Genomic DNA, 23,230 nt, shown 5'->3' with positions numbered 1-23,230 from the left:
TTAATGGTGGAAACTGCAATTTAAAATGAAAGTTATTATTGTTTATTGACTGTCATTTGTAACTTTATTTTATATTAAATTTTTCATTTGAAAATTTATAAGAATGAAGATCTGCGCGTTGTTATATTTAATAGATCATTGGTCGTTAAAACTGTTGCAAACATTTCGTGAAGGCTTAGTAAAGCAAATTTGTGGATATCGTTAGCGCAATAATATTTCCCATCGTATGCAATTCTATCAAATGTAGCGGTAGCATCAGAAATTACATAGGTAGAAAAACCTAAATTACCAGCCATTCGGACTGTTGTAGAAACACAATAATCAGTTGTTAAACCTATAATTACGATAGTTTCATAATTGTGTTTTCGTAAATAGGATTCTAATTCGGTTCCAATAAAAGCACTGTTCACCCTCTTTTTGAATACGGGTTCATTTATAAGTGGAATAGCAAATTCTTGAAATTCACTACCGATGAAATCTTCTCTTAAAGGATGATTTTCTTTATTTGAAATGTGCTGTATATGAATAACAGGTCGAGTGGTATCTCGCCATGTTTGTAGAATGAGTTTCATATTTGATTCAGCATGAGGATTGTTACGATTTCCCCAATATGAATCGTTGAATCCTTTTTGAACATCAACTAAAATAAGTGCGGTATTTTCAGATATTTGTTCCATTTTCATTCTCCTTTATAGGTGTGATTTATTGTTATATTGAAAGGATACTATGTATTATAAAGAGTGAGAATTTCTATTATTTTTGAAGGGTATAATAAAAAGTTTTAACAAGGGGATGTGGAACGTGGATATTGATTGGTTACGTTGTTTTCTAATTTGTGCGGAGTATAAAAGTTTTTCGAAAGTGGCAGAACATCTTCATATGACACAACCAGCAGTAAGTAAGCAAATTAGAAAGTTGGAGGACGAGTTAGGTGTAGAATTATTACATAGATCACCGCAAGGAATACAATTGACAGAAGCGGGTATTCAGTTTCAAAAAAGAACTACTTCACTCCTTGAGGACTGGGAAAGTATAAAAAAAGATATGAACAAGTTTGGAGAAAGAGTGGATATAACATTGGGGTTACTTCCTAGTCTTGCAGCATTTTATCTACCTCAAAAACTTGTTAATTATAAGGATGAAAATGTAAAAATAAATACGAATGTGTATGATATGTCAAAGGAGATAATGGAAGATCTATTGAGCGGGAAAATAGATGCTGGTTTAGTAGATGAAAAGTGGGTGCCTAAAAATTATTGGAATAAAGAATTATTCAAAGAATCATATGATGTAGTTTTTCAAAAGGAACATTCATTTCATCAACAAGATATTGTTTTCATGAATCAATTATTGCTTGAACGGCTAGTAATGTATCCTGCTGGATGTGATATACGCAGAGTGATAATTGAGGAGTATGAGAAATGGAAAGTAAAGCCTAATATTAGTACTGAAGTCTCATTTAGAGATTTTATTCTTGGTATGGTTGCTTCTGGGGCTGGAGTTACAATTGTACCAAGAACAATTTCAGAACACATTGGTCATTTACCGTTGTTAGCAAAACCAATTTGCGATTTTAAAAAGCAAAGAGTAATATATGTAATTGCTAGAACTGAGAAAATTGGAAAGACTCTTTTTAAAATGTTTTGGGAAACAGTATGATACATATTAATTGGTGTATGAGGATAATGTTTAAGTCAGTATAACAGGGGGAATTTGATTTGTTTGGAGAAAAAGATATGAATCATTTAAAAGCAAACTGCGAAAAATGCTTCGGTTTATGTTGTGTGGCGTTACCGTTTGCAGCATCGGTAGATTTTGCAGTGAATAAAGATGGTGGTAAACCATGTTCCAATTTACAATCAGATTTTAAATGCAGTATACATAAAAATCTTAGAGGAAAAGGTTATAAAGGCTGTACAGTATTTGAATGTTTTGGCGCTGGACAGAAAATTTCTCAAGTTACTTTTAACGGGATGGATTGGCGGAAAGATGCTAAGCATGCGAGAAAAATGTATGATGCTTTTCCAGTTATGCATCAGCTCTATGAAATGCTTTGGTATTTAAATGAGGCTATTTTATTAAAGGCGACACAATCGATCCATAAAGAATTAAGTAAAGCAATTGAAGAGACGGAGCGACTTTCGAATTTAAATGCGGACGAGTTAATGAAAGTAAATATCCCATTACATCGTGCAGATGTGAATATTTTACTTTTAGAAACGAGCGAACTAGTATGGAAAGAAATGAATACTGCGCGTAGGAAACGAATCATACACCGCGGCGCAGATCTTATGGGAGCAAACCTGAAAAAGAAAAATTTACAAGGGGCGAATTTAAGAGGAGCATATTTAATTGCGGCAAACTTAAATGGTGCAGACTTACGAGGGGCGGATCTCATTGGAGCAGATTTACGAGATGCAGATATTCGTGGGGCTGATTTTACAAATAGTATTTTTCTGACGCAAGTTCAAGTTAATGCGGCAAGAGGGGACAAACATACGAAATTACCGAAATTATTGTCTCGTCCATCGCATTGGAGTGTGTAAAGAGTGTATACGAACAGGCAGAGATTAAGTATCTCTGCCTATTTTTCATTTCTTTTCAAAAGTAGTAATAAAAACACTACATATAATAAGAATACCACCAATAAAAAAGTTACTACTCAATGTTTCGTTTAAGAGTAACCAACCAAGCAACGATCCGACGATAGGTTGGAAGAAGAAAAATAACGAACCGATGCTAGCGTCCATTAATTCTAATCCTTTATTCCAAAGGAAAAAGGCACCTGCCGTTGAGACGATTCCTAAATAAAGTACGCCTAATACTACATATAGGTTCATATGTTCAATAGGGTTTGATTGAAATTCCCATACCATAAAAGGTGTAATAAAAAAGAGTGAAAAGAATATAGCGTACGTTGTAATCACTAAAGATGAAAATCGAGCTGAAGCAATTTTTACATAAATAGATAGTAAAGCCCACGTAATAGCTGCCCCGACTAATATGATTGTACCGATAAAATAGGAGCCAATTTCAATATCCCATCCGATTACGATAATGACACCGATTGTCGCTATGATGGTAGATAGTAATCTACGAGCGGTTAGTTTTTCTTTTAAAATGATCGCTGCAAATATAACCATAAATGCAGGTGTAGCTGATGTTACTAAAGATCCTGTATGAGCGTCGGATAATTTTGTTCCGATAAATTGACAAGTGATCGAAATGAAATATCCGATAAATCCAATCCAAGCGAATAATAGCCAATCTTTTTTACGAATGGTTACTGTTTTCTTTTGCTTTTTCTCAGTAATTTTTAAAATCATATACAAAACAACAAAAGCAATGATAAAGCGTAGCCAAACGAGTGTGAGTGGTGGGATAAAGTCGAGTACATATTTGCTAACAACATACATACCGCCCCATATACTAGCTGCTAGTGATAAACATATAGCTCCTAAAATGGTTTGTTTCATGTAAAGTACCTCCGTCTATTTTTAGGGTATGATGAGTTCCCTAAGACGAGGCATAGTGCACGTGTTATATGAATGCCCGTCTTAGTTTATAGACGGCCTACAGGTTGATCGTTTTCGAATGAAGTGTTGTAGTACATGTGTATTCCTCCTTCTTAAGTTATAATGATATTATAACTTAATTTTCTGATTATTGGAGGTTGTTATGAAATATATCGTTATAAAATCACATGTTAGCAATTATCCTGATCCAATTCGCTTAGAAGAGGGGGATGTAGTGAAAATGATAGAGAGTTACGATGGTCCTGAAAATTGGGAAAACTGGATGTTTTGTCACGAAGAGAAATATGACCGGAAAGGGTGGGTTCCGGAGCAAATTATAATGAAAAATATAACTGATGTAGGAATCATTACGAAACAATATACTGCCAAAGAATTAAATGTAAGTATTGGAGAAAGATTGATTGGGTTAGAAGAATTGAATGGATGGGTTTGGTGTGAAAAAACAGGTGGTGAGGATGGCTGGGTACCAAAGGAAAACTTACAAAAATATTAGTAATACGATTTGGTTATTAATATAGGAAACATATTTTTAGTTTATGAGTATATTGGTTGTAGGATGAAAAATAGATTAATAGAGAAAGAGGAGATTATTATAACTACAACCGTTATTTCTCATTTTTATAATGAAGAGTATTTATTACCGTGGTGGCTTGCTCATCATACGAAACTGTTTGATCATGGTATTTTAATTAATAAAGGCTCAACAGATCGTTCGGTGGAGATTTGTAAGAAATTCGCACCGCATTGGGAAGTGCGAAATTCTGTAAATCCAGAGTTTGATGCATATGCGACGGATCATGAAGTGATGAGGGTAGAACAAGAAATACAAGGATGGAAAATGATTTTAAATACGACTGAGTTTCTTTGTGTGCAAGATAAAAATCAGTTTTGGAAATCACTAAATGAATTGGGAGGGAGGATGTATTGGCTAGAAGGGCTTATTATGGTTGATGATCCTAACTACAGTTATCCGGACCTTAACTTTGGACTCCCTTTAATGAAACAGCGATTTCATGGTTATTTACCAGAAGATTGGCCGTTGTGGAGAAGAGGTAGATTTATTCATAATCATGAACACGGAAGTTATACAGTTGGAAGACATTTATCCGCGCATGAATCTATGATTTATCCGCCTCTTGCTTGTATATTATGGTTTGGATTTAGTCCGTGGAACGATGCGATGAGAAAGAGAAAGTTACAAATTGGTCCGACTCTTTCTGAAGCTAGTAAGCATGGGGGAATGGGGACGCATCATATTATTACGCCGGAAAGATTAGAAGAATGGTATAAGGAATTAGCGAGAGGAACGAAGGATTTACGTTTTAGTGATGCGTACCGTTATGTTTTTGTATAAATGATTCCCACCATGAAATTGTTTCTTCGATTCCTGTATTTAGATCGTATGTCGGTTTCCAGTTTACTTCAGTTTTTAAACGCTCTACATGAACGCCGACAAATAAAGGTTCATCTTTAGAGAAAGGTATTGCACCCAGTTTAATTAGATGTTCTTTTCCTATCTTTTTAGCGATGATAGAAGCTAACTCTTTAATTTGTACAGATTGACCAGAAGCGATATTGATTGTGTCTGTAACGCCATGTTCTAATACTGTTATGAGAGCATCAGCGACGTCGCTCACATGGAGGAAATCTCTTGATTGTTTTCCATGTGTACATAGTGCTTCCTCATTTTTTAATAAAGAAGTGATGATGTTAGAAACGAGTCGATTCCCTTGTTCGTGAGGGCCATACATATGAAAAATGCGGCCCCAACACATGCTGAGGCCTGATTGCTCAGCGTACGTTTGGAGCCAGGAGTGTAGTGCATTTTTACATAATGAATACGGGGTTTTATAAGAAAGAAGCGGTGAATCTTCAAACAATACACCGTTAAACCATTCATACTCTGCGCCAGTACCGGCAACGACGACTCGCTTTCCGCCGCATGTTGTGAAGTGTTGAATCAATGAGATACTAGACGTAAGCCAATAGTAATTATTGATAGATACATAACACGCTGGCGGCACTGCTTCCCAAGCTAAATGAATGAGATGACTAGGCTTCATGTCGTAAATGAGTTTTTTTACTTCTTCATCGCAAAGTAAGTTGACTTTATGCCAATGGCAAGAAAGATGGGAAGGCTTATTTGTATTGTAAGTGGCGTGCACTTCATAGCCCTTTTGAATAAGAGAATGTACAACATATTTACCAATCCATCCGCTACCGCCTGTTACAAGGATTTTTTTCATGGCTCAATTACCTCAACTTCTGGTATTGTTACTAAAAATTTGCCGCCCCACTCACGAATGAAAGAGCATTCTTTCATAATCTCGTCTTTTAAATTCCAAGGAAGTATAAGAATGTAATCAGGTTTTGTACGTTTTATTTCTTCTGGAGATTTTATTGGAATGCGGGTTCCTGGTAGAAGGAGATTTTGTTTATGAGGGTTTTTATCTACTGTATAAGCTAGAAATTCTTTTCCTATCCCGCAATAATTTAAAAGGGTGTTTCCTTTAGCTGGCGCACCGTAACCGATAATTTGTTTGTTTAAAGCTTTCGCTTCGATAAAAAACTGTAAAATATTTATTTTCAATTGTTCGATGCGTTTAGAAAAAAGGAGATAACAGTCTAATGTATTTAGCCCGTGATCCACTTCTTTTTGAATTAATTTTGTAACACTAGAATGGATAGTTGATTCGTCACTATGATGTTTTACAAAAATACGTAAGGAACCACCGTGCGTTGCAAGTTCTTCTACATCGACAATTTGTAAATGATGGTGAGATAAAACTTTTTGCAGGCTTATAAGTGAGAAATAGGAGAAGTGCTCATGGTATATCGTATCAAACTGTTTAAAGGATATGAGATTTAATAAGTGCGGGAATTCAATTGTTATTGTTCCGTCTTGTTTTAATAACGTTTTTAAACCTGCCACAAAATCATGTAAGTTCGGAACGTGTGCTAATACGTTATTAGCAATGATTAAATCTGCTTGCGGTAATTTTTTTGCTAAGTCGTTGCTGAAAAAATTCACTTCAGTAGGAATTCCTTTTTGGATAGCGATTTCTGCTACATTTTTTGCTGGTTCAATTCCTAACGTTTCAATATGTTCTTTTTGAAAGTATTGTAATAAGTACCCATCGTTACTCGCGATTTCAACCACCTTTGAATGTTTCTTTAAGCGGAAGCGCTTAATCGCCATTTCTACATATTGTTTAGCATGCAGTAGCCAGCTTGATGAGTAAGAGCTAAAGTATAAATAGTCATGAAAAATATTGTGCGGAGATTCAAATTCATCTAATTGTACGAGTAAACAAGAGTGACAAACAAATGTGTGCAATGGATAAAATGGTTCCATTTTATATGAGTTTTCTGGAGAAACAAATGAGTTAGCGAGAGGAGAAACACCTAAATCTAAAAAAGTGTTGCTGAGTAATGAGTGGCAAAAACGGCATTTTTTCTGTTCCATTTTATAGCCCCCTTATAAATTTTTGAATGCATCGATTTGTTGCCGCGTGAAAGATTCGATATTTTCACCAGATGCATATTTTTTGTACCAATCAACAGTCCAAGTGATAGCCTTATCTGTTGATAACTTAGGAGTCCAGCCGAGTTTAGTTACTGCTTTTGTACTATCGAGTGTTAAAACAGGCGATTCATAAGGAGTGTTTGTAGAGGGGGAAGTGATTGTTAGTTGTTTATTCCATAATTTTATTACAGATTGAATGACATCATGAACGGTTCTGTTAGGTTCGTTCAACGGGCCGAAATTCCATGCTTCTGCATATGCAGCGTCTGTCCAAAGTTTTTCAGCTAAAAGGATATAGCCGTGTAAAGGATCTAATACGTGTTGCCACGGGCGAATAGCCTTTTTGTTTCTAATCGTTAATGTACCATCTTGTAAATATGCACGAATGACATCTGGGAATAATCGGTCTTCTGCCCAATCCCCACCACCGATGACGTTACCTGCTCTTACTGAGGCGAGTTTCTGAGTATTAGTGTGGAAGAATGATTTTTGATAGGATGTTGCCACTATTTCAGCGCAAGCTTTACTAGCACTATAAGGGTCGATACCTCCTAGCCGGTCAATTTCCACGAATGCCCGGTTACCGCTCCCGTCATTTTCATAACATTTATCACTTGTAACATTAATGATGCCACGTATACTTTCTGTATGTTTTGCAGCTTCCAATACGTGAACAGTGCCTAAAACATTCGTTTTAAATGTTTCGATAGGATCTTTGTATGAAGTGGTGACGATTGGCTGGGCAGCTAAATGAAATAGTATGTCAGGGTTATGATGTTTTAGGGCGTGTAATAAAGAATCGTAATCTGTAATGTCGCCTTTAATTGTTATGCACTCTTTTGCTACGTTACATTGTTCAAAAAGATTAGGAATCGATGGGGGATGAGAAGAAAAGCCAACTACTTCTGCACCTAAAGAAGTTAAGAAAAGGGTGAGCCAAGAGCCTTTAAATCCAGTATGTCCCGTAATAAATACTTTTTTCTTATTCCAAAAAGATGAAGAAGCCATATTACCAAACCTTCCACGGAGCGTTATTACTTTCCCATAGCTCGACTAATTTATTTTTATCGCGCAATGTATCCATCGGATGCCAAAAACCAGTATGTTGATATGCTGATAGTTCGTTTTTGTTTACTAACTGAACTAAAGTGTCTGTTTCAAAAACAGACTTATCTCCACTAATGTAATTGAAAACTTCAGGGTTTAAAACGAAAAATCCACCGTTAACCCATCCGCCATCCCCGAGTGGCTTCTCTTGAAAAGATGTTACAGACTGTTTATTTAATATGAGAGAACCGAATCTACCAGGAGGTTGTACGGCGGTAACAGTTGCCATTTTTCCATGTTTTTTATGAAATGCAATAAGTTCTTTTATATTTACGTTGCTTAATCCATCGCCATAAGTGAGGCAGAAAGGTTCGTCGCCAACAAAATTTTGAATCTTTTTCACTCGTCCTCCCGTTTCGGTATTTACACCAGTATCGATTAGTGTAACTTTCCACGGTTCTACACGTTGAGAATGGCTAGTAATTGTATTATCGCTTAAATGTATCGTGAAATCTGACATGTGTAAGTTGTAATTTAGAAAGAACTCTTTAATTGCATATCCTTTATACCCTAAGCAAATAATAAACTCTGTAATGCCGTAATGGCTATACAAACTCATAATGTGCCATAGAATAGGTTTTGTTCCAATTTCAATCATAGGTTTCGGTTTTAAATGTGTTTCTTCCCCAATCCTTGTCCCGTATCCACCAGCAAGAATAACAGCTTTCATTTTTTCCTCCTAAAATAAAAATTTATAATATATACAGTATTCATATTGTATGCAAATGGTTTTGTTTTTGACTAAGTGCGTAAAAATGTGTGGAAAATGATGGTGTGAGAAATATTAAGGTTTAAATTTAGGGAATAATTGTTGATATTCAGGGTGGTTACGAAGATCTTGGGTTATGCTACTAAGCTCTAAAAATCGAGTTTCGAGTTGATCAGAGGACTGACCATAATGTGTTTGAAGTCCCATTCGAACGCCTTTTTTTGAAAGGGTGGGTGTAATTTGTAATTTTCTTGCCTTTGTATGTTCGTTCCAAGGACTAAAGTAAAATTTAACAATGAATGAAGGGGAGTTATAAACGACATGTTGATGCCGGGTAAAATGTCTACCAGGTAAATATGCGCCATCAAGATGGTTGTGTATAAATCTCCAGGCACAGCCGATTTCTGGGTTATAAGGAAAAAGCCCATGATATCGTTGTTCTACTAAAGGAATGGAATATCTTAGTTTTGAATAATTGTAATCATGCTTATCAATCATGACAATCATTCTAATCGCATACATATTTTGACCTAACGTATGAAGTGATGAGAAAAATTCTTCTACATTGTTACAGCAAAGAAATTCTGTAGTATTTAATACCATCTTCCAACCTGAAACTTCTCTTTCAATTTCCATTACCTCAATATCAGTATTAGTGGGATCGAATTCAAGGAATCTTGAATCTCGTACTTCCCAGTGGGGAGCAAATAATTTACAAATTTCAACGGAACGATCTGTAGAACCTCTATTAATTAATATACCGTGATCAAATATTTTTGTATGATGCATAAGCCACCATGGTAATAAATACTCCTCGTTATAAAAGTGAGAGATAATAGTTTTAGTAATTTCAATCTCCTCCAATAGCATGAATAATAATTTTAATTAAATATTATTATCATATGTTTTGTATTAAAAAAGGTTGAAAGGAATATGCGATTCTATGATGATATTTTCATAGTAATGTAGTATGGGAAAAATAATTCGATTATAAGAATTAAGTAATGTATTGTTAATTTACAAAATGATAAAATGGTAAGTGGAATTGTGTATAAATTATGAATAATAAACCGTCACGTTTGACTGTACAGTTTATGTATTGTATGATGTTAGTAATATAAACAAGGGGGGAAGATCGTTGGGAAGGTGTATCGAATCGGACAGTTGGCTCTCATGGCTCACGTGTCGAAACGAACGATTGATTATTATACGAATCTAGGTATCTTAAAAGCGGAGCGATCTCAATCTAATTATCGCTATTACGACGAAACAGCATTTGAGACATTACAATTTATTGAGAAGTGCAAAGAAATGCATATGCCGCTTTGTGAGATTAAAGAGAAAATCGAGGAGAAGAAGAAGCTGCTCGGTATCAATGAACACGTTTCGAAACAAGTGAATGAAGTGACAGACCATATTCATCGATTAGAAGTAGAGCTAACGGAATTAAAGCCGCTTTTAGATGGATTGACTGATTCACAACGTGAAAAAATATCGAAATCTTTATCTGGTCAAACGACAGCTTTAATACAGACACTTGCTCTATTATTATAGAACAAGTGAAATCCGACCTCTTTAATTTTTGTATCGGGCTATGTTTTCTAAGAAAGAAATAAGAAAACATTATAGTATACAGGAGGTGGACACCTTAGTTTTTTAACTAAGGGGATTCATTGGAAATATTTAATTTAGTCATGGTTGCGATTTTAATCGCATTTACTGGATTTTTCGTAGCAGCTGAGTTTGCGATTGTAAAAGTACGTTCAAGTCGTATTGATCAGCTTGTTGCAGAAGGAAAACGCGGTGCTTTAGCAGCGAAAAAAGTAACAACAAATTTAGATGAATATTTATCTGCTTGTCAATTAGGTATTACAGTTACAGCTATGGGATTAGGTTGGTTAGGTGAACCGACAATTGAAAAGTTATTACACCCGTTATTTGAGAAATGGAACTTAAACCCTTCTATTTCATCAGTATTAACATTTGGTCTTGCTTTTATGATTATGACGTATTTACACGTTGTAGTAGGAGAATTAGCTCCGAAAACGATGGCAATTCAAAAGGCTGAAAAGGTAACGTTATTATTGGCAGGTCCATTAATGATGTTCTACAAAGTAATGTATCCATTTATTTGGGTATTGAACGGTTCAGCGCGTGTTGTAACTGGCTTATTCGGTTTAAAACCAGCTTCAGAACATGAAGTAGCTCATACAGAGGAAGAATTACGCCTTATCCTTTCAGATAGCTATGAAAGTGGCGAAATTAATCAAGCTGAATACAAGTATGTAAATAACATTTTTGAATTTGATAATCGTATTGCAAAAGAAATTATGGTACCGCGAACAGAAATCGTTGGTTTCTACCTGGAAGATTCAGTAGAAGAACACATGAAAGTAATCCAAAATGAGCGATACACACGTTATCCGATTTTTGGAGAAGATAAAGATGATATTATCGGTATGGTCAACGTAAAAGATTTCTTTATTCGATATATGACCGAGGATCAAAAAGATTTATCATCCATTCGCTCGTATATGCGTCCGATTATTGAAGTGATGGAAACGACTCCAATTCACGATTTATTACTTCAAATGCAGAAGAAGCGAATTCCGATGGCTGTTTTATATGATGAGTACGGAGGCACAGCTGGAATTGTAACGCTTGAGGACATCTTGGAGGAAATCGTCGGCGAAATTCGTGACGAATATGATGAAGATGAAGCACCACCAATTCAACATGTGAACGAGCAACATATCATTGTTGATGGAAAAGTGCTTATCTCAGAAGTGAAAGATTTATTTGGATTACACATTGAAGAAGATGATGTGGATACAATCGGTGGATGGATTATGATGCAAAATCATGAAATCGAAGAAGGACAACACGTTGAGGCGGAAGGTTATGAATTTAAAGTGTTAGAAAAAGACGCTTACCAAATTAAACGTGTTGAAATTCGTAAGATGGAACAAGAACAAGAAGAAGAGAAAGCAGCAACTGTGTAAGTTGCTGCTTTTCTTCTAAAGTATAAAAAATGAGAAATTAGGAGCGGATATTTTGATTCAAGTAGCCTTACGTGTATATCGATTACAATTGTATGTGATCTTTAGTGGTTTACTACTTATGTGGACGATTACTCCGTTTGGAAAACAAGTAACAGGGTTTGGGATCGGATTAGCTGTAAGTGCATATTGCCTTTGGTTATTAGCTCGCAGAGTGGAGAAACTTGGGAAAAGTATTGTAATGAAGGAAAAGGCTCCGGGATTAGGAGTTCTAAACCGATTTGCAGCGGCCATTTTAGGAGCTATTATCATGTATGAAATTGAGCATGAAATGGAAATGTGGGCATTTGGTACAGGCATTTTAGGTGGTCACTTTTTAATGATTGCGAATTTAGCTTATGCAAATATGCAGGTAGTGAAAGAAGAAGAGAAGAAAAGGGAACATGCTTCGAAAAACATAGAGCTATGATGAGAGGGACCTAATGGGGTTCCTTTTTTAGTTTAGCGATATGATACAAGTAATTAAATTAACGACAAATATAATACGCTTCTTTTTTGCGTTTTTCAATAGTATGAAAAATAATAAAAAAAAATTTAAAAACCCATCGATTTCTAAAGGTTATGTATGTTATCATGACAAAAGACTTTTTGAAAGAGGTGGATACCAATGTTACAAGCGCTACTTATTTTTGTGCTTCAAATTATTTACGTTCCCATTTTAACAATCCGTACGATTTTGCTTGTAAAGAATCAAACAAGATCCGCTGCTGCTGTTGGATTGTTAGAAGGAGCTATTTACATTGTCAGTTTAGGTATTGTGTTTCAAGATTTATCAAATTGGATGAACATCGTTGCCTATGTCATTGGCTTTAGTGCGGGACTGTTATTAGGCGGTTATATAGAGAATAAATTAGCAATTGGTTATATTACGTATCAAGTTAGTTTACTAGACCGTTGTAATGAATTAGTAGATGAATTACGTCACTCTGGATTTGGCGTTACTGTATTTGAAGGCGAAGGTATTAATTCGATACGTTATCGCTTAGATATCGTTGCAAAACGTTCTAGAGAAAAAGAACTATTAGAAATCATTAATGAAATTGCACCGAAAGCGTTTATGTCTTCTTATGAAATTCGTTCATTTAAAGGCGGATATTTAACGAAGGCGATGAAGAAAAGAGCGTTAATGAAGAAGAAAGATCATCATGCATCGTAAAGAAAAGGGAGTAGTGCCGTTTTAAAAGTTCCCATATGTAAAAGAGAGGAATCTACATTAAAATAGATTCCTCTCTTTTTTATTGTTAATTGAAAAACTAAATCGTATAATTATTTTTTTTACTCATCCTCAAATTAATGATTAGCCATATAACTTGAAAAAATACAGGTATGATAAACGCGATTAATATAACGATAAGTGATATGGATTTAATTTCGGGTGTTTGAATGACACCAGCACCATCAACATCTCGTAGCCAAATAATAGCTGCCCATATTCCAAAAACGATAATCCAAAATAGGTTACCAATCCACCAAGAAATCCATCGTTTTTTCATGTTAGCACCCCTTACATGTATCTACTGTTAAAAGTATATTTTCGTTCATTACATTTATAATGAAACAACTTTAAAATTAGTTTTTAACTGTATATCTAACTTGTTTGAAGGTGACTATTTCTCCATCATCATTATTATCTTTCGTTTGCAAAAGTTGAACTTTTGGTTTGTAGTCTGTCCGATGAGCGTGTTCGATATCTTTAATGTTAAGCTTGTAAGATTCACCATTCTTTAGCTTTTGTTCCAACACTTTTTTATTAGCAACATAAATAAAAGTCACTTTATTTTCATCAATACCTTCAGTCTTAATTTCTAATTCATTATCTTTTGTTGTAATCGTTGGTGTTAATAGTTCCATACTGGCGTTTCCGGTTTCTAAAGAATTTTCTGCTATAGTTGAACATCCTGATAGTATGATTCCGGTGAATAGAAGAACAAGTAATTTCCTTTTCATAACATTCCTCCGATTCTATGTGATTTCTGATTTTGGCATTGTTAGATTGCTAGTGTTTTATGTAAACGTTTAGTGAGCATTCTTTTTGATTATACCATAATATGTAAAATGATGCAGGCTGTATATCCAATTTAAAGGAGATTGAAAGTTTACTTATTGCTGTAAATTAGTATTTTTACAGTAGTCATATATCTTCTTTAGGAAATCCTTTTTCGTATTTAAAATATGTAATGAAATAAAACCAATAAGTCCTATTCCGCCAAAAATAAGCCATGGTGTATACACTCCGCTTAAGTTGGATGTAAAAGATGTACCAGTATAATTACCGATGATAAAACCAAATGCGAGTGATAGTTGATAAAATCCAAAGAAAGTGGCTGTATATGATTCATTACTGTAATTTGCAATAGCGATATCAGCGTTAGGTAATACGAGTGTTTCACCGATTGTAAATAAAATTACACAAATAAAGAGCCAATATGGGTGTTGAAATAAAGGAATGAGTAAAAAGGAAATACTCATTAATAAAACACCGTATTTAATAATCGAAAGTGTGTTGTATTTGTGGAATAATTTTCGGAATAATACCATAAATATGACGCCTGTTATTGCATTTATCGTAATAACGAGTGTAGCAAGTTGATTGCTATTACTAATGTTTTTCATATGAAGTGGAAGTGCGACAGTAAGCTGAGTAAACATAATATAGAAGAAGATCATGATAAAGGAAAACAGAAGAAAAGACTTGTTTTGTAAGATGGCCTGTATTCCTAATGTAATAGACGTGTTTTCAGTAGTGACTTGGAAGTGATTTTTAAGTAAGTAAAAGATTAAAGCAAATATCAGCATAAGAGATCCTGTTAGAGAGAAAGCATAGATTGGATCGAGTAAGAGTAAAAACCCTCCTGCAATTGGTCCGATTATTGCACCGCAATTAAAGCTAAGGTTTAAATATGTAAATAAATTTTTTCTCAAATGAGCTGGCTGTGAGCCAAATATAGCGCGAGCGGCAGGTTCGTAAAATGCAGTTCCGAAGCCAATAAGTGCAGAAGAAATAGAAATTGTATAGAAATCAGAGCATATTCCTAAAGCGATAAATCCGATTCCTCTCAAAAATAATCCGGCTATCATCATAATGATATAGCCTATTTTGTCAGCAATTAATCCTGAGAATAAAGGGATAACTCGTGATGTAATTATTATAACCGTCAACACTGTTCCTACTTGAAAAGCTGAAAAATGGAGAAAGGTTAATAGATAAATAGCTAAAAATGCGTATACTGCAAAATAACCAAAAGACATAAAAAATGAAGAAATAAGCATGAAACGTATCGGTGTTGAGAAACTTTTCACAGAACTCCTCCTAATATTGTAACCAGTAAAATTTTTTAGTGGTTAACTATTTTATATTATAATTATACATAAAGTCAGAAAAAAGTAAATTTTAAGAAGAAGGTGAATAGAGTTGAGTCAAAACGCACCAAACGAATTAGAGTATATTCGAGAATTTTTAAATACATGGAGAATACCAAACGATACGAGAGAGCCAATTGATTTGCTGCAAACAGAAGAGGATATAAAGAAATTTATGAAAGAATCTTTTCATGAAGAGCTTCTATTTCATACGATAGAGGAATTAAAAAGTTTTCGAGAAGATATTCGGGCGGCAATTGAAGGTGAAGGATCATTGCAAAAATGGTTAGAGAAATACCCATTTCATGTACATATAAAGGAAGATATGAAAGGTATTACATATGAACCAGTATACGAAGAGAATGTGTATACAAAAATATTAAGCATTGTGTTTATCTCGATTCAAGAAAATTTGTGGGGAAGGTTAAAAGCATGTCCAGATTGCCGTTGGGTATTTTACGATCATTCGCGAAATGGAAGCAAAAGATGGTGCGGTATGTATGCTGGTGAAGAAGGAGGCAGAGCATGCGGTACAATTGCAAAAGTGAAAAATTACCGCGCGAAGAGAAAAGGAAGAACGGGTTATAATGTGTAATTACTATTAGGGGAAGAAAAATGGATGGGGGAATGTAGCATATGAAAGGTACACAAATGATAGCATTAAATAAAAAGTGTTGGGATACAGTTGCACCTTATTTCTTTCAAGTAGATTGTTTGCCGAAATATGGTCCGTATACAGCATCTGAAGAGGAGATTCATTTGTTCGGTTCAATTAGAAATAAAAAGGTTCTTGATATTGGATGTGGAAGTGGGCATTCGTTGCAATATATGGCGGAACATGGCGCAGAAGAATTGTGGGGACTTGATCTTTCGAGCACACAAATTGAAACGGCACATAAAACGTTACAGTCGTGGAATCCGAAGTTAATATGTGGAGCAATGGAAGAGGAAGTGGATATTCCGAAAGGGTATTTTGATATTGTATATTCCATTTATGCATTAGGTTGGACTTCAGATTTAAGAAAAACGTTGGAATTGATTTATTCGTATGTAAAGCCAGGAGGAAGCTTTATTTTTAGCTGGGAGCATCCCGTATATTCAAACTTAATGTATGGAACAGAGGAGATTGCTTTCAGCTCGTCTTATCATGAAGAAACTCCTATTACGTTTGAAACATTTAAAGGGGAAGATGTACAAGCGACATTATATAAACGAAAAATGAGTACATACATAAATGAGTTAAATAGAGCAGGATTTACAATTGAGAGAATAGAAGAGCCTGAACCATCGAGCTTGTTTGATGAAGAACTAGCTGAGCCGTCTACGAAATATTATTCTTTATATAAAGCTAGAATGGTGCCGACTACTTTTATTATTAAGGCGAGAAAGTAAAGTGTTTTATAAAAAGAAGCCTATCATTTCAAATAAATGAAATGATAGGCTTCTTTATTTTTAAAAAAATGAGGTCAAAGGTGTACTTTTCTTATAAAAATGCATTTCATATAAAAGGTGTAATTATTTTGGGGAAGGGGGATTGTTGTGCGTCATCATAGAAAGTGCAAAAAATTTGGAGTGGCACTGCCTCTTCCGCTTATAGGAGCAACTGGTCCAACAGGTAATAGTGGTCCAATCGGTCCAACTGGAGGGCATGAAGGTCCTGTTGGTCCTACAGGGGTGACTGGACCGACGGGAGCAACTGGACCTCAAGGTCCTCAAGGTATCAGGGGAATACAAGGTCCCCGAGGGACAACAGGAGCACAAGGAATACAAGGAGCTATTGGTGATACAGGAGAGCAAGGTATAACTGGCCCAACTGGTCTCCAAGGTGCTCAAGGATTAATCGGAAACCAAGGTCTAATTGGTGATATTGGAGTACAAGGCCCAGAAGGAATACAAGGAATTACAGGCCCTACTGGTAGTCAAGGTATACAAGGTCCACAAGGAATACAAGGAGAGATAGGTGAGCGAGGACAAACAGGAGCACAAGGAATGCAAGGTGTGATAGGTGAAGCTGGTATTACAGGTGTAACAGGTCCCCAAGGTTCTCAAGGAGCACAAGGAATACAAGGGGAGGATGGAACTACAGGTATACAAGGAGAAGAAGGTCCACAAGGAATACAAGGAATTACTGGAGAGCAAGGACACCAAGGTGATCAAGGGATACAAGGTGTAGTAGGCCCAACCGGTTCTACTGGTCCGCAAGGCCCTCAAGGTATAAGTGGAATAAAGGGAATAACAGGTGTAATAGGTCCTCAAGGTCCATCAGGTATTCAAGGAATACAAGGAATAAACGGATCCACAGGTTTTCAAGGAGCAAAAGGAGTACGAGGGATAACAGGAGCAACCGGACCTACCGGTACACAAGGTGCAGAAGGTCCACCTGGAGGGCCAACAGGAGTTACCGGTCCAGTTGGTCCGTCAAGTGGAGTGACTGGTCCAGCTGGTCCACCCGGTCCACCTGGGGGGCCAACAGGTCCAACGGGAGCAACTGGTGCGCGGGGTGGACCAGGGGGAACTGGTGCGATAGGAGCACAAGGGTTACAAGGAATAACTGGTCCAACTGGTCCTCAAGGTGTAAGAGGAGCGCAAGGAGCTCGAGGTGTAGTTGGAGCGATTGGATTTCAAGGAGCACAGGGGCCCCAAGGGTTACAAGGAATAACAGGAGCAACTGGTGTAGAAGGTCCACAAGGCATACAAGGGCCGCAGGGAGAAATCGGTCCAACGGGTGCAGAAGGTCCTAAAGGAGTGCAAGGTATACAAGGAGTAACAGGTCCAACAGGAGCACAAGGAATGCAAGGGTTACAAGGTATACAAGGTCCAACAGGAGTGGCAGGAGCTGCAGGAGCTCAAGGTGCACAAGGCATACAAGGCGCAACTGGGCCAGCTGGAGCACAAGGCATACAAGGTGCACAAGGAATCCGAGGAGAAACAGGGGCAGCTGGAGTACAAGGAATCCAAGGAGTTCAAGGGATACAAGGGATAATGGGATTGACCGGTCCTCAAGGCGCACAAGGTCCTCAAGGAGTGCAAGGAATAATAGGGCCGACTGGAGCTATTGGTTCCCAAGGACCTCAAGGAATACAAGGTATAGTAGGCCCAACAGGAGCGCAAGGCTCTCAAGGAATGCAAGGCATACAAGGAATAACAGGTCCGACAGGTGCGCAAGGAATTAGAGGTCCCCAAGGGAATCTAGGAGAAAACGGGATAACAGGTCCTCAAGGGGTGCAAGGTGCACAAGGTATTGAGGGACCCGAGGGACCACAAGGAAATATTGGGGCTACGGGTGTAACTGGAGAAACAGGAGCGACAGGAGAAGTAGGGGCGACAGGAGCACAAGGAATACAAGGCGTTCAAGGGATTATGGGGATACAAGGAAGTACAGGAATGATCGGACCAACGGGAGCAACGGGAGTAACCGGGATACAAGGTTCTCAAGGAATACAAGGCCCACAAGGACCAACTGGAGCAAGGGGAGCGACAGGGGTTAGCGGTAGTGTAGGACCGGCCGGAGCGCAAGGTAGTCAAGGACCTATTGGAGCTGTGGGACCTACCGGAGCCACTGGTAGTGCAGGTTCAATAGGTTTCTTGGGAATAGCGGGAGCGACTGGAGCGACTGGTTTACCAAGCGGGGGTGGTTATTTCTTTTCTACTTCAACGAGTGCAATTGCAGCGAATGCGTTAATACCAATTAATTCCGGATCTACAGTTTTTGGTTCTGGTGTCAGTTTAACAAATGCAACAACTGTAACGTTAAGTACGCCGGGAATCTATTTAGTAAGCTATTATTTTCAAGGCGATCCAACTGCTGGAAATGAAACAATTTCAGTGAGGCTTACTTTAAATGGAACACAAGTCGCAGGGAGTTTTATTTTTTATGTTACAGGAGGTACTTTTATATTAGAACCAGCAGTTTCGAATACGATGGTTATTGAAGTTACTGCTTCAAATGCAACTTTGTCTTTACAAAATGGTCCATTAGCTATCGGCCATGTAACGACATTATCTGGTGTGATAACAGCTAGTTTAAATGTATTAAAAATAGTTTGATACGTTAGTTATAACGGGGGAGATGCTTGTGAAGGATCAAGATAAGTGTAGTAAGTTTCAAGCACCTATTCCTTTTCCGGCGTCAGGTATTACGGGACCAACAGGTCCAACGGGTCCGACAGGTTCTTTAGGTGGACCAACAGGACCACAAGGAATACAAGGCGTACAAGGGCCAATTGGTCCAACGGGTCCGACAGGAATACAAGGAGTGCAAGGGGTGCAGGGAGAAAATGGTCCAACTGGCCCAACTGGTTTAACTGGACCACAAGGTTCTCAAGGTAATCAAGGACCTATGGGAGAACGAGGCCCACAGGGAATACAAGGTGTTCAAGGAATACAAGGAGAAAGAGGTCCAACGGGTCCAACAGGTATTCAAGGAATACAAGGAATTCCTGGCCCAATCGGTCCAACCGGTCCAACAGGAATACAGGGCGTACAAGGAGTGCAAGGAGAAATCGGTCCAACAGGCCCAACAGGAATACAAGGTATACAAGGAGTGCAGGGAGAAATCGGTCCAACCGGTCCAACAGGAAATACGGGTATACAAGGTGTTCAAGGGGATTTAGGGAATAGTGGTTTACAAGGTGTAACAGGTATACAAGGTATTCAGGGGCCAATTGGCCCGACTGGTCCAACGGGATCTCAAGGAATTCAAGGAGAACAAGGGCCAATGGGACCAACAGGGGCAACTGGCGTCCAAGGTTTACAAGGTCCACAAGGTGAGATGGGGCTAACCGGTCCAACAGGATCTCAAGGAATTCAAGGAGTGCAAGGTGTAATAGGACCAACTGGCCTAACAGGCTTGCAAGGAGATCCAGGTCCAACAGGCCCGACTGGTCCAACAGGAGTAACTGGTCCAACAGGATCTGCAACAGGTCCAACGGGAGCAACCGGCCCAACCGGACCGCCAGGAGGTCCGACCGGTCCAACAGGTCCAGCAGGATCACCAGGAGGTCCAACAGGCCCGACGGGAGCAACTGGTGCAACCGGGGCGACCGGAGCAACGGGAGCGACTGGAATTCAAGGAGTGCAAGGAGTACAGGGACCAACGGGAGCAACAGGTTTAACTGGGTTGCAAGGAGTGCAGGGACCAATGGGGGCAACTGGTCCAACGGGTGATCAAGGTATTCAAGGACCTCAAGGTGTAATGGGAGTAACAGGTCCAACCGGTCTACAAGGTTTACAAGGGATACAGGGACCAGTAGGAGCAACCGGTCCAACCGGCCCGCAAGGTGTGCAAGGGGCACAGGGGCCAATCGGGCAGGCAGGACCACAAGGAATTCAAGGCATACAAGGTGAGCAAGGCGTAAGGGGAGCAACGGGTCCAACTGGTTTACAGGGGTTACAAGGGATTCAAGGCATACAGGGACCAACTGGACCCCAAGGAATCCAAGGAGTACAAGGGCTGAGCGGCATAACAGGCCCAACCGGTCCACAAGGAATTCAAGGCATACAGGGACCTCAAGGAAATATAGGTCCAACCGGTTCGACTGGAATCCAAGGAGTGCAAGGTCCAGAGGGTCCAACTGGTCCAACAGGGGCAACCGGCCCACAAGGAATTCAAGGCATACAAGGTCTACAAGGCCCAACCGGTCCACAGGGCATTCAAGGAATCCAAGGAATCCAAGGGCCTATAGGTCCAATCGGCCCAACTGGACCGCAAGGAATTCAAGGGATAACCGGTTCGACGGGACCAACCGGAGCAACTGGAGCAACAGGGCAGGCGGGAGTAACGGGTCCTCAAGGTCCACAAGGAATTCAAGGACCACAAGGAGTAACAGGGCAGACGGGAGCAACTGGAGAGACAGGAGCAACGGGCTCACAAGGTCCACAAGGAATCCAAGGACCACAAGGGATAACAGGTTCAACTGGTGCAACCGGCCCGACGGGAGCGACGGGTCCAACCGGTCCACAAGGAATCCAAGGTCCACAGGGTGTGACCGGAGCAACCGGAGCAACCGGAGCGACTGGAGTGACAGGAGCAACAGGACCGACAGGAATCCAAGGGATACAAGGAATCACCGGAGCAACAGGTGGAACGGGAGTAACAGGCCCAACCGGAGCAACGGGTCCAACCGGCTTAACTGGAGCAACAGGATCTTCTGCTATATCAACAGGTGGTGGCTATTTCTTTTCGACCTCAACAAGTACAATTGCAGCAAATGCCAACATTCCAATTAATTCAGGATCCACTGTATATGGAACTGGTGTATCTTTAACTAGTGCTACGACAGTCACAGTAGCGACGCCAGGAATATATTTAGTAAGTTATTATTTTCAAGGGGATGCAACTGGTGGGAATGAAACGGTGTCTGTGAGATTACTATTAAACGGAACACAAGTAGCAGGGAGTTTTATACAAAACGTAACGACATCAACTGTAGTAATTGAACCAGCCATTTCAAATACGCTTCTTGTGAATGTAACGAGTGCTAATTCAACGTTAGTATTACAAAATGGTCCATTAGGTGTAGGGCATGTAACGACCATAGCAGGTGCAATTACAGCAAGTTTAAATGTAGTGAGAATTTTATAAGAAAAATAAAAAACACAAGGAATGTCTTTTAGACACACCTTGTGTTTTTGATGTTAAATGAACTATCTCTTTATCTTTTCGGTTGAAAAATATGTTGAAAGAAGTATTTGTGATGTAAGTTATCTACAATTTTATTTGCTTGATATGTGCGATGTTGCTCGAGTCGAAGTCTTTGCTCCATCATTTTGATTGCGTGATCAGATAAACGTAACATAGTGCATTTCTCCTTTTCTATAAATATAGGTGACTTATTTGGTATCGATCCCATATTTATTATTAAGGAGGCAAAATGTGTAACATAGGCAAAAAGCACCTTCCTCTCCCATTACGCTTACGAGGTTAGCTGTCGGACTCGGGAAGTGAGAGTTCCCTACTTAAATAAGATTCGCCCCAAGTAGCAAAGCTACAAAAATGGTTCCCCCGCTCCAAATTTTGGACTCAGCAAAAGGTTTTATAAAGTAAAAGATAACATAAATAAATTAATGAGTCAAACTATTTGTTGTTTTCTGATTTTTCGAGTGAAGTTAAAACCACTCCATCGGGTAATATGATCTCCTTTACTTCAATAAAGCCATGTTTTTTATATAAAGACAAAGCAGGTGTATTTTCTTTCCCTGTTTGTACAATATATGTTTTGGAAGGGGAGAACATATCAAATACATAAAGTAGTAGTTTTGTTGCAATCCCTTTATGAAAATGATCAGGGGATACTACTAAACGATGAATATCCACTTCTTCTTCATCTATTTTAAAAGAAATAAAACCAGCAAGTGTATCTTCAAAAAAATAGCCGTAAAAAATTTCATCACAAGATTGAATATCGGCTACAGTATCATAAAGTCGAGGGATAGCTGTACTATTTATATATTTCGCCTCAATTTCATAAGCGGGTATTTGAATGCTTAAAATAGAAGTTGCAGTTTTGTGAGAAGTTGTTATTAATTTTTGAATCATAGAATAGAAACCTCCTTGTTGGCTGTATTTTCATAGATTTGACAAGATTTTTCTTTTTTGGATATAATAATTACATAGTTACACAATAAGTTAGTAGCTAAATTGAATTACACTATAATAGAAATGGAGGACTAAAGATGGGGTGGATTATCACATTAATAGTTGGTGCTATTATAGGTGCAATTGCAGGTTCTATTACAGGTAAAGACTTTCCTGCTGGCATGTTTGGAAATATAATTGCTGGTTTATTAGGAGCTTGGTTAGGCGGTAAATTATTTGGAGATTGGGGTCCATCACTAGGTGGTATTCATATTGTACCAGCTTTATTAGGATCAATTGTTCTCGTTCTTATTGTATCATTTGTAGTGAAATCTGCAAGGAAATAAAGAGTTATAT

Annotated in this window: 25 protein-coding genes and 1 riboswitch; of the genes, 13 read left to right on the top strand and 12 right to left on the bottom strand. The window is 38.2% G+C overall.

The genetic code is table 11. The annotated features are described in order from the left end of the window. Nucleotides 1-95: 95 nt before the first annotated feature. Entirely contained in the window at nucleotides 96-677 is a 582-nt protein-coding gene (locus tag PDQ40_RS09255; RefSeq protein ID WP_193635823.1) for a cysteine hydrolase family protein, read from the bottom strand. 124 nt (nucleotides 678-801) lie between these two features. Here PDQ40_RS09255 and PDQ40_RS09250 point away from each other — a divergent pair, with 124 nt between their 5' ends. Together PDQ40_RS09250 and PDQ40_RS09245 are read left to right on the top strand one after the other, a co-directional pair. Next, complete coding sequence (locus tag PDQ40_RS09250) at nucleotides 802-1,659, top strand: LysR family transcriptional regulator (RefSeq protein WP_193635822.1); 858 nt, start codon at nucleotides 802-804, stop codon at nucleotides 1,657-1,659. 77 nt (nucleotides 1,660-1,736) lie between these two features. After that, on the top strand, nucleotides 1,737-2,546 hold the full coding sequence (locus tag PDQ40_RS09245; protein WP_270691402.1) for a pentapeptide repeat-containing protein: 810 nt from the start codon (nucleotides 1,737-1,739) through the stop codon (nucleotides 2,544-2,546). A gap of 45 nt (nucleotides 2,547-2,591) precedes the next feature. Here PDQ40_RS09245 and PDQ40_RS09240 read toward each other — a convergent pair whose 3' ends face one another. Then, nucleotides 2,592-3,476 (bottom strand): DMT family transporter, encoded by an 885-nt coding sequence (locus PDQ40_RS09240; protein ID WP_000814745.1) that lies wholly within the window; start codon nucleotides 3,474-3,476, stop codon nucleotides 2,592-2,594. A 202-nt stretch (nucleotides 3,477-3,678) separates the two neighbouring features. Between PDQ40_RS09240 and PDQ40_RS09235 the strand changes: the two genes are divergently transcribed. Further along, nucleotides 3,679-4,029, top strand: coding sequence for an SH3 domain-containing protein (locus PDQ40_RS09235; protein WP_000875277.1), 351 nt, complete (start codon nucleotides 3,679-3,681; stop codon nucleotides 4,027-4,029). Between the two features lie 63 nt (nucleotides 4,030-4,092). Next, nucleotides 4,093-4,890 carry a glycosyltransferase family 2 protein gene (locus tag PDQ40_RS09230; protein ID WP_000797329.1) on the top strand — a complete coding sequence of 266 codons (798 nt, stop codon included), beginning with the start codon at nucleotides 4,093-4,095 and terminating at the stop codon, nucleotides 4,888-4,890. On the opposite strand, the gene PDQ40_RS09225 is transcribed toward PDQ40_RS09230, so the two are convergent. The 5 genes from PDQ40_RS09225 to PDQ40_RS09205 form a co-directional block, all read right to left on the bottom strand. Next, nucleotides 4,859-5,782: an NAD-dependent epimerase/dehydratase family protein gene (locus PDQ40_RS09225; protein ID WP_000723103.1), complete on the bottom strand. Its 924-nt coding sequence runs from the start codon at nucleotides 5,780-5,782 to the stop codon at nucleotides 4,859-4,861. The genes PDQ40_RS09230 and PDQ40_RS09225 overlap by 32 nt on opposite strands. Further along, nucleotides 5,779-7,002 (bottom strand): class I SAM-dependent methyltransferase, encoded by a 1,224-nt coding sequence (locus PDQ40_RS09220; protein ID WP_000435753.1) that lies wholly within the window; start codon nucleotides 7,000-7,002, stop codon nucleotides 5,779-5,781. Before PDQ40_RS09220 ends, PDQ40_RS09225 begins: the two co-directional genes overlap by 4 nt. Before the next feature lie 12 nt (nucleotides 7,003-7,014). After that, complete coding sequence (gene rfbG, locus PDQ40_RS09215) at nucleotides 7,015-8,070, bottom strand: CDP-glucose 4,6-dehydratase (protein WP_048557676.1); 1,056 nt, start codon at nucleotides 8,068-8,070, stop codon at nucleotides 7,015-7,017. A gap of 1 nt (nucleotide 8,071) precedes the next feature. Then, nucleotides 8,072-8,839, bottom strand: coding sequence for a glucose-1-phosphate cytidylyltransferase (gene rfbF / locus PDQ40_RS09210; protein ID WP_000648797.1), 768 nt, complete (start codon nucleotides 8,837-8,839; stop codon nucleotides 8,072-8,074). Nucleotides 8,840-8,953: 114 nt separating this feature from the next. Then, complete coding sequence (locus tag PDQ40_RS09205) at nucleotides 8,954-9,748, bottom strand: glycosyltransferase family 2 protein (protein WP_048557677.1); 795 nt, start codon at nucleotides 9,746-9,748, stop codon at nucleotides 8,954-8,956. A gap of 276 nt (nucleotides 9,749-10,024) precedes the next feature. Between PDQ40_RS09205 and PDQ40_RS09200 the strand changes: the two genes are divergently transcribed. From PDQ40_RS09200 to PDQ40_RS09185, 4 genes are all read left to right on the top strand, one after another. After that, a complete protein-coding gene (locus PDQ40_RS09200; protein WP_000285640.1) occupies nucleotides 10,025-10,432 on the top strand; it encodes a MerR family transcriptional regulator in 408 nt (135 codons plus the stop codon). 119 nt (nucleotides 10,433-10,551) lie between these two features. Then, nucleotides 10,552-11,880 carry a hemolysin family protein gene (locus tag PDQ40_RS09195; RefSeq protein WP_000402268.1) on the top strand — a complete coding sequence of 443 codons (1,329 nt, stop codon included), beginning with the start codon at nucleotides 10,552-10,554 and terminating at the stop codon, nucleotides 11,878-11,880. 52 nt (nucleotides 11,881-11,932) lie between these two features. Continuing rightward, nucleotides 11,933-12,346, top strand: coding sequence for an ATP synthase subunit I (locus PDQ40_RS09190; RefSeq protein WP_000616837.1), 414 nt, complete (start codon nucleotides 11,933-11,935; stop codon nucleotides 12,344-12,346). 198 nt (nucleotides 12,347-12,544) lie between these two features. After that, the gene (locus tag PDQ40_RS09185; RefSeq protein ID WP_000938434.1) at nucleotides 12,545-13,093 is read left to right on the top strand and encodes a DUF2179 domain-containing protein; all 549 of its coding nucleotides are present in this window, start codon (nucleotides 12,545-12,547) and stop codon (nucleotides 13,091-13,093) included. Nucleotides 13,094-13,190: 97 nt separating this feature from the next. Here the strand turns inward: PDQ40_RS09185 and PDQ40_RS09180 are convergent, their stop codons facing one another. From PDQ40_RS09180 to PDQ40_RS09170, 3 genes are all read right to left on the bottom strand, one after another. Further along, the gene (locus PDQ40_RS09180) at nucleotides 13,191-13,430 is read right to left on the bottom strand and encodes a DUF3923 family protein (protein ID WP_000747691.1); all 240 of its coding nucleotides are present in this window, start codon (nucleotides 13,428-13,430) and stop codon (nucleotides 13,191-13,193) included. Between the two features lie 76 nt (nucleotides 13,431-13,506). Then, complete coding sequence (locus tag PDQ40_RS09175; protein ID WP_000823782.1) at nucleotides 13,507-13,884, bottom strand: hypothetical protein; 378 nt, start codon at nucleotides 13,882-13,884, stop codon at nucleotides 13,507-13,509. A 153-nt stretch (nucleotides 13,885-14,037) separates the two neighbouring features. After that, on the bottom strand, nucleotides 14,038-15,237 hold the full coding sequence (locus PDQ40_RS09170; RefSeq protein ID WP_270691393.1) for an MDR family MFS transporter: 1,200 nt from the start codon (nucleotides 15,235-15,237) through the stop codon (nucleotides 14,038-14,040). Nucleotides 15,238-15,349: 112 nt separating this feature from the next. Here PDQ40_RS09170 and PDQ40_RS09165 point away from each other — a divergent pair, with 112 nt between their 5' ends. From PDQ40_RS09165 to PDQ40_RS09150, 4 genes are all read left to right on the top strand, one after another. After that, on the top strand, nucleotides 15,350-15,892 hold the full coding sequence (locus tag PDQ40_RS09165; RefSeq protein WP_000081062.1) for a CGNR zinc finger domain-containing protein: 543 nt from the start codon (nucleotides 15,350-15,352) through the stop codon (nucleotides 15,890-15,892). Nucleotides 15,893-15,933: 41 nt separating this feature from the next. Then, nucleotides 15,934-16,689, top strand: a complete 756-nt coding sequence (locus PDQ40_RS09160) for a class I SAM-dependent methyltransferase (RefSeq protein ID WP_270691392.1) — start codon at nucleotides 15,934-15,936, stop codon at nucleotides 16,687-16,689. A gap of 147 nt (nucleotides 16,690-16,836) precedes the next feature. Then, complete coding sequence (locus PDQ40_RS09155) at nucleotides 16,837-19,344, top strand: collagen-like protein (RefSeq protein ID WP_001215799.1); 2,508 nt, start codon at nucleotides 16,837-16,839, stop codon at nucleotides 19,342-19,344. A 22-nt stretch (nucleotides 19,345-19,366) separates the two neighbouring features. Beyond that, entirely contained in the window at nucleotides 19,367-21,880 is a 2,514-nt protein-coding gene (locus tag PDQ40_RS09150; RefSeq protein ID WP_270691391.1) for a BC_3345 family exosporium-associated protein, read from the top strand. Nucleotides 21,881-21,950: 70 nt separating this feature from the next. Here PDQ40_RS09150 and PDQ40_RS09145 read toward each other — a convergent pair whose 3' ends face one another. After that, nucleotides 21,951-22,094: a hypothetical protein gene (locus PDQ40_RS09145; protein ID WP_000945244.1), complete on the bottom strand. Its 144-nt coding sequence runs from the start codon at nucleotides 22,092-22,094 to the stop codon at nucleotides 21,951-21,953. Nucleotides 22,095-22,192: 98 nt separating this feature from the next. Further along, a riboswitch (cyclic di-AMP (ydaO/yuaA leader) is annotated at nucleotides 22,193-22,334 on the bottom strand. A 38-nt stretch (nucleotides 22,335-22,372) separates the two neighbouring features. Continuing rightward, nucleotides 22,373-22,834, bottom strand: coding sequence for a GNAT family N-acetyltransferase (locus tag PDQ40_RS09140; protein WP_000615109.1), 462 nt, complete (start codon nucleotides 22,832-22,834; stop codon nucleotides 22,373-22,375). 137 nt (nucleotides 22,835-22,971) lie between these two features. Between PDQ40_RS09140 and PDQ40_RS09135 the strand changes: the two genes are divergently transcribed. Then, entirely contained in the window at nucleotides 22,972-23,220 is a 249-nt protein-coding gene (locus PDQ40_RS09135) for a GlsB/YeaQ/YmgE family stress response membrane protein (protein WP_000539718.1), read from the top strand. The last annotated feature ends 10 nt before the right edge of the window (nucleotides 23,221-23,230 follow it).

This window comes from Bacillus cereus group sp. Bc061, assembly GCF_027715825.1.
GTDB classification, from domain to species: domain Bacteria; phylum Bacillota; class Bacilli; order Bacillales; family Bacillaceae_G; genus Bacillus_A; species Bacillus_A paranthracis.
This window is presented reverse-complemented; position numbering and strand designations above follow the sequence as displayed.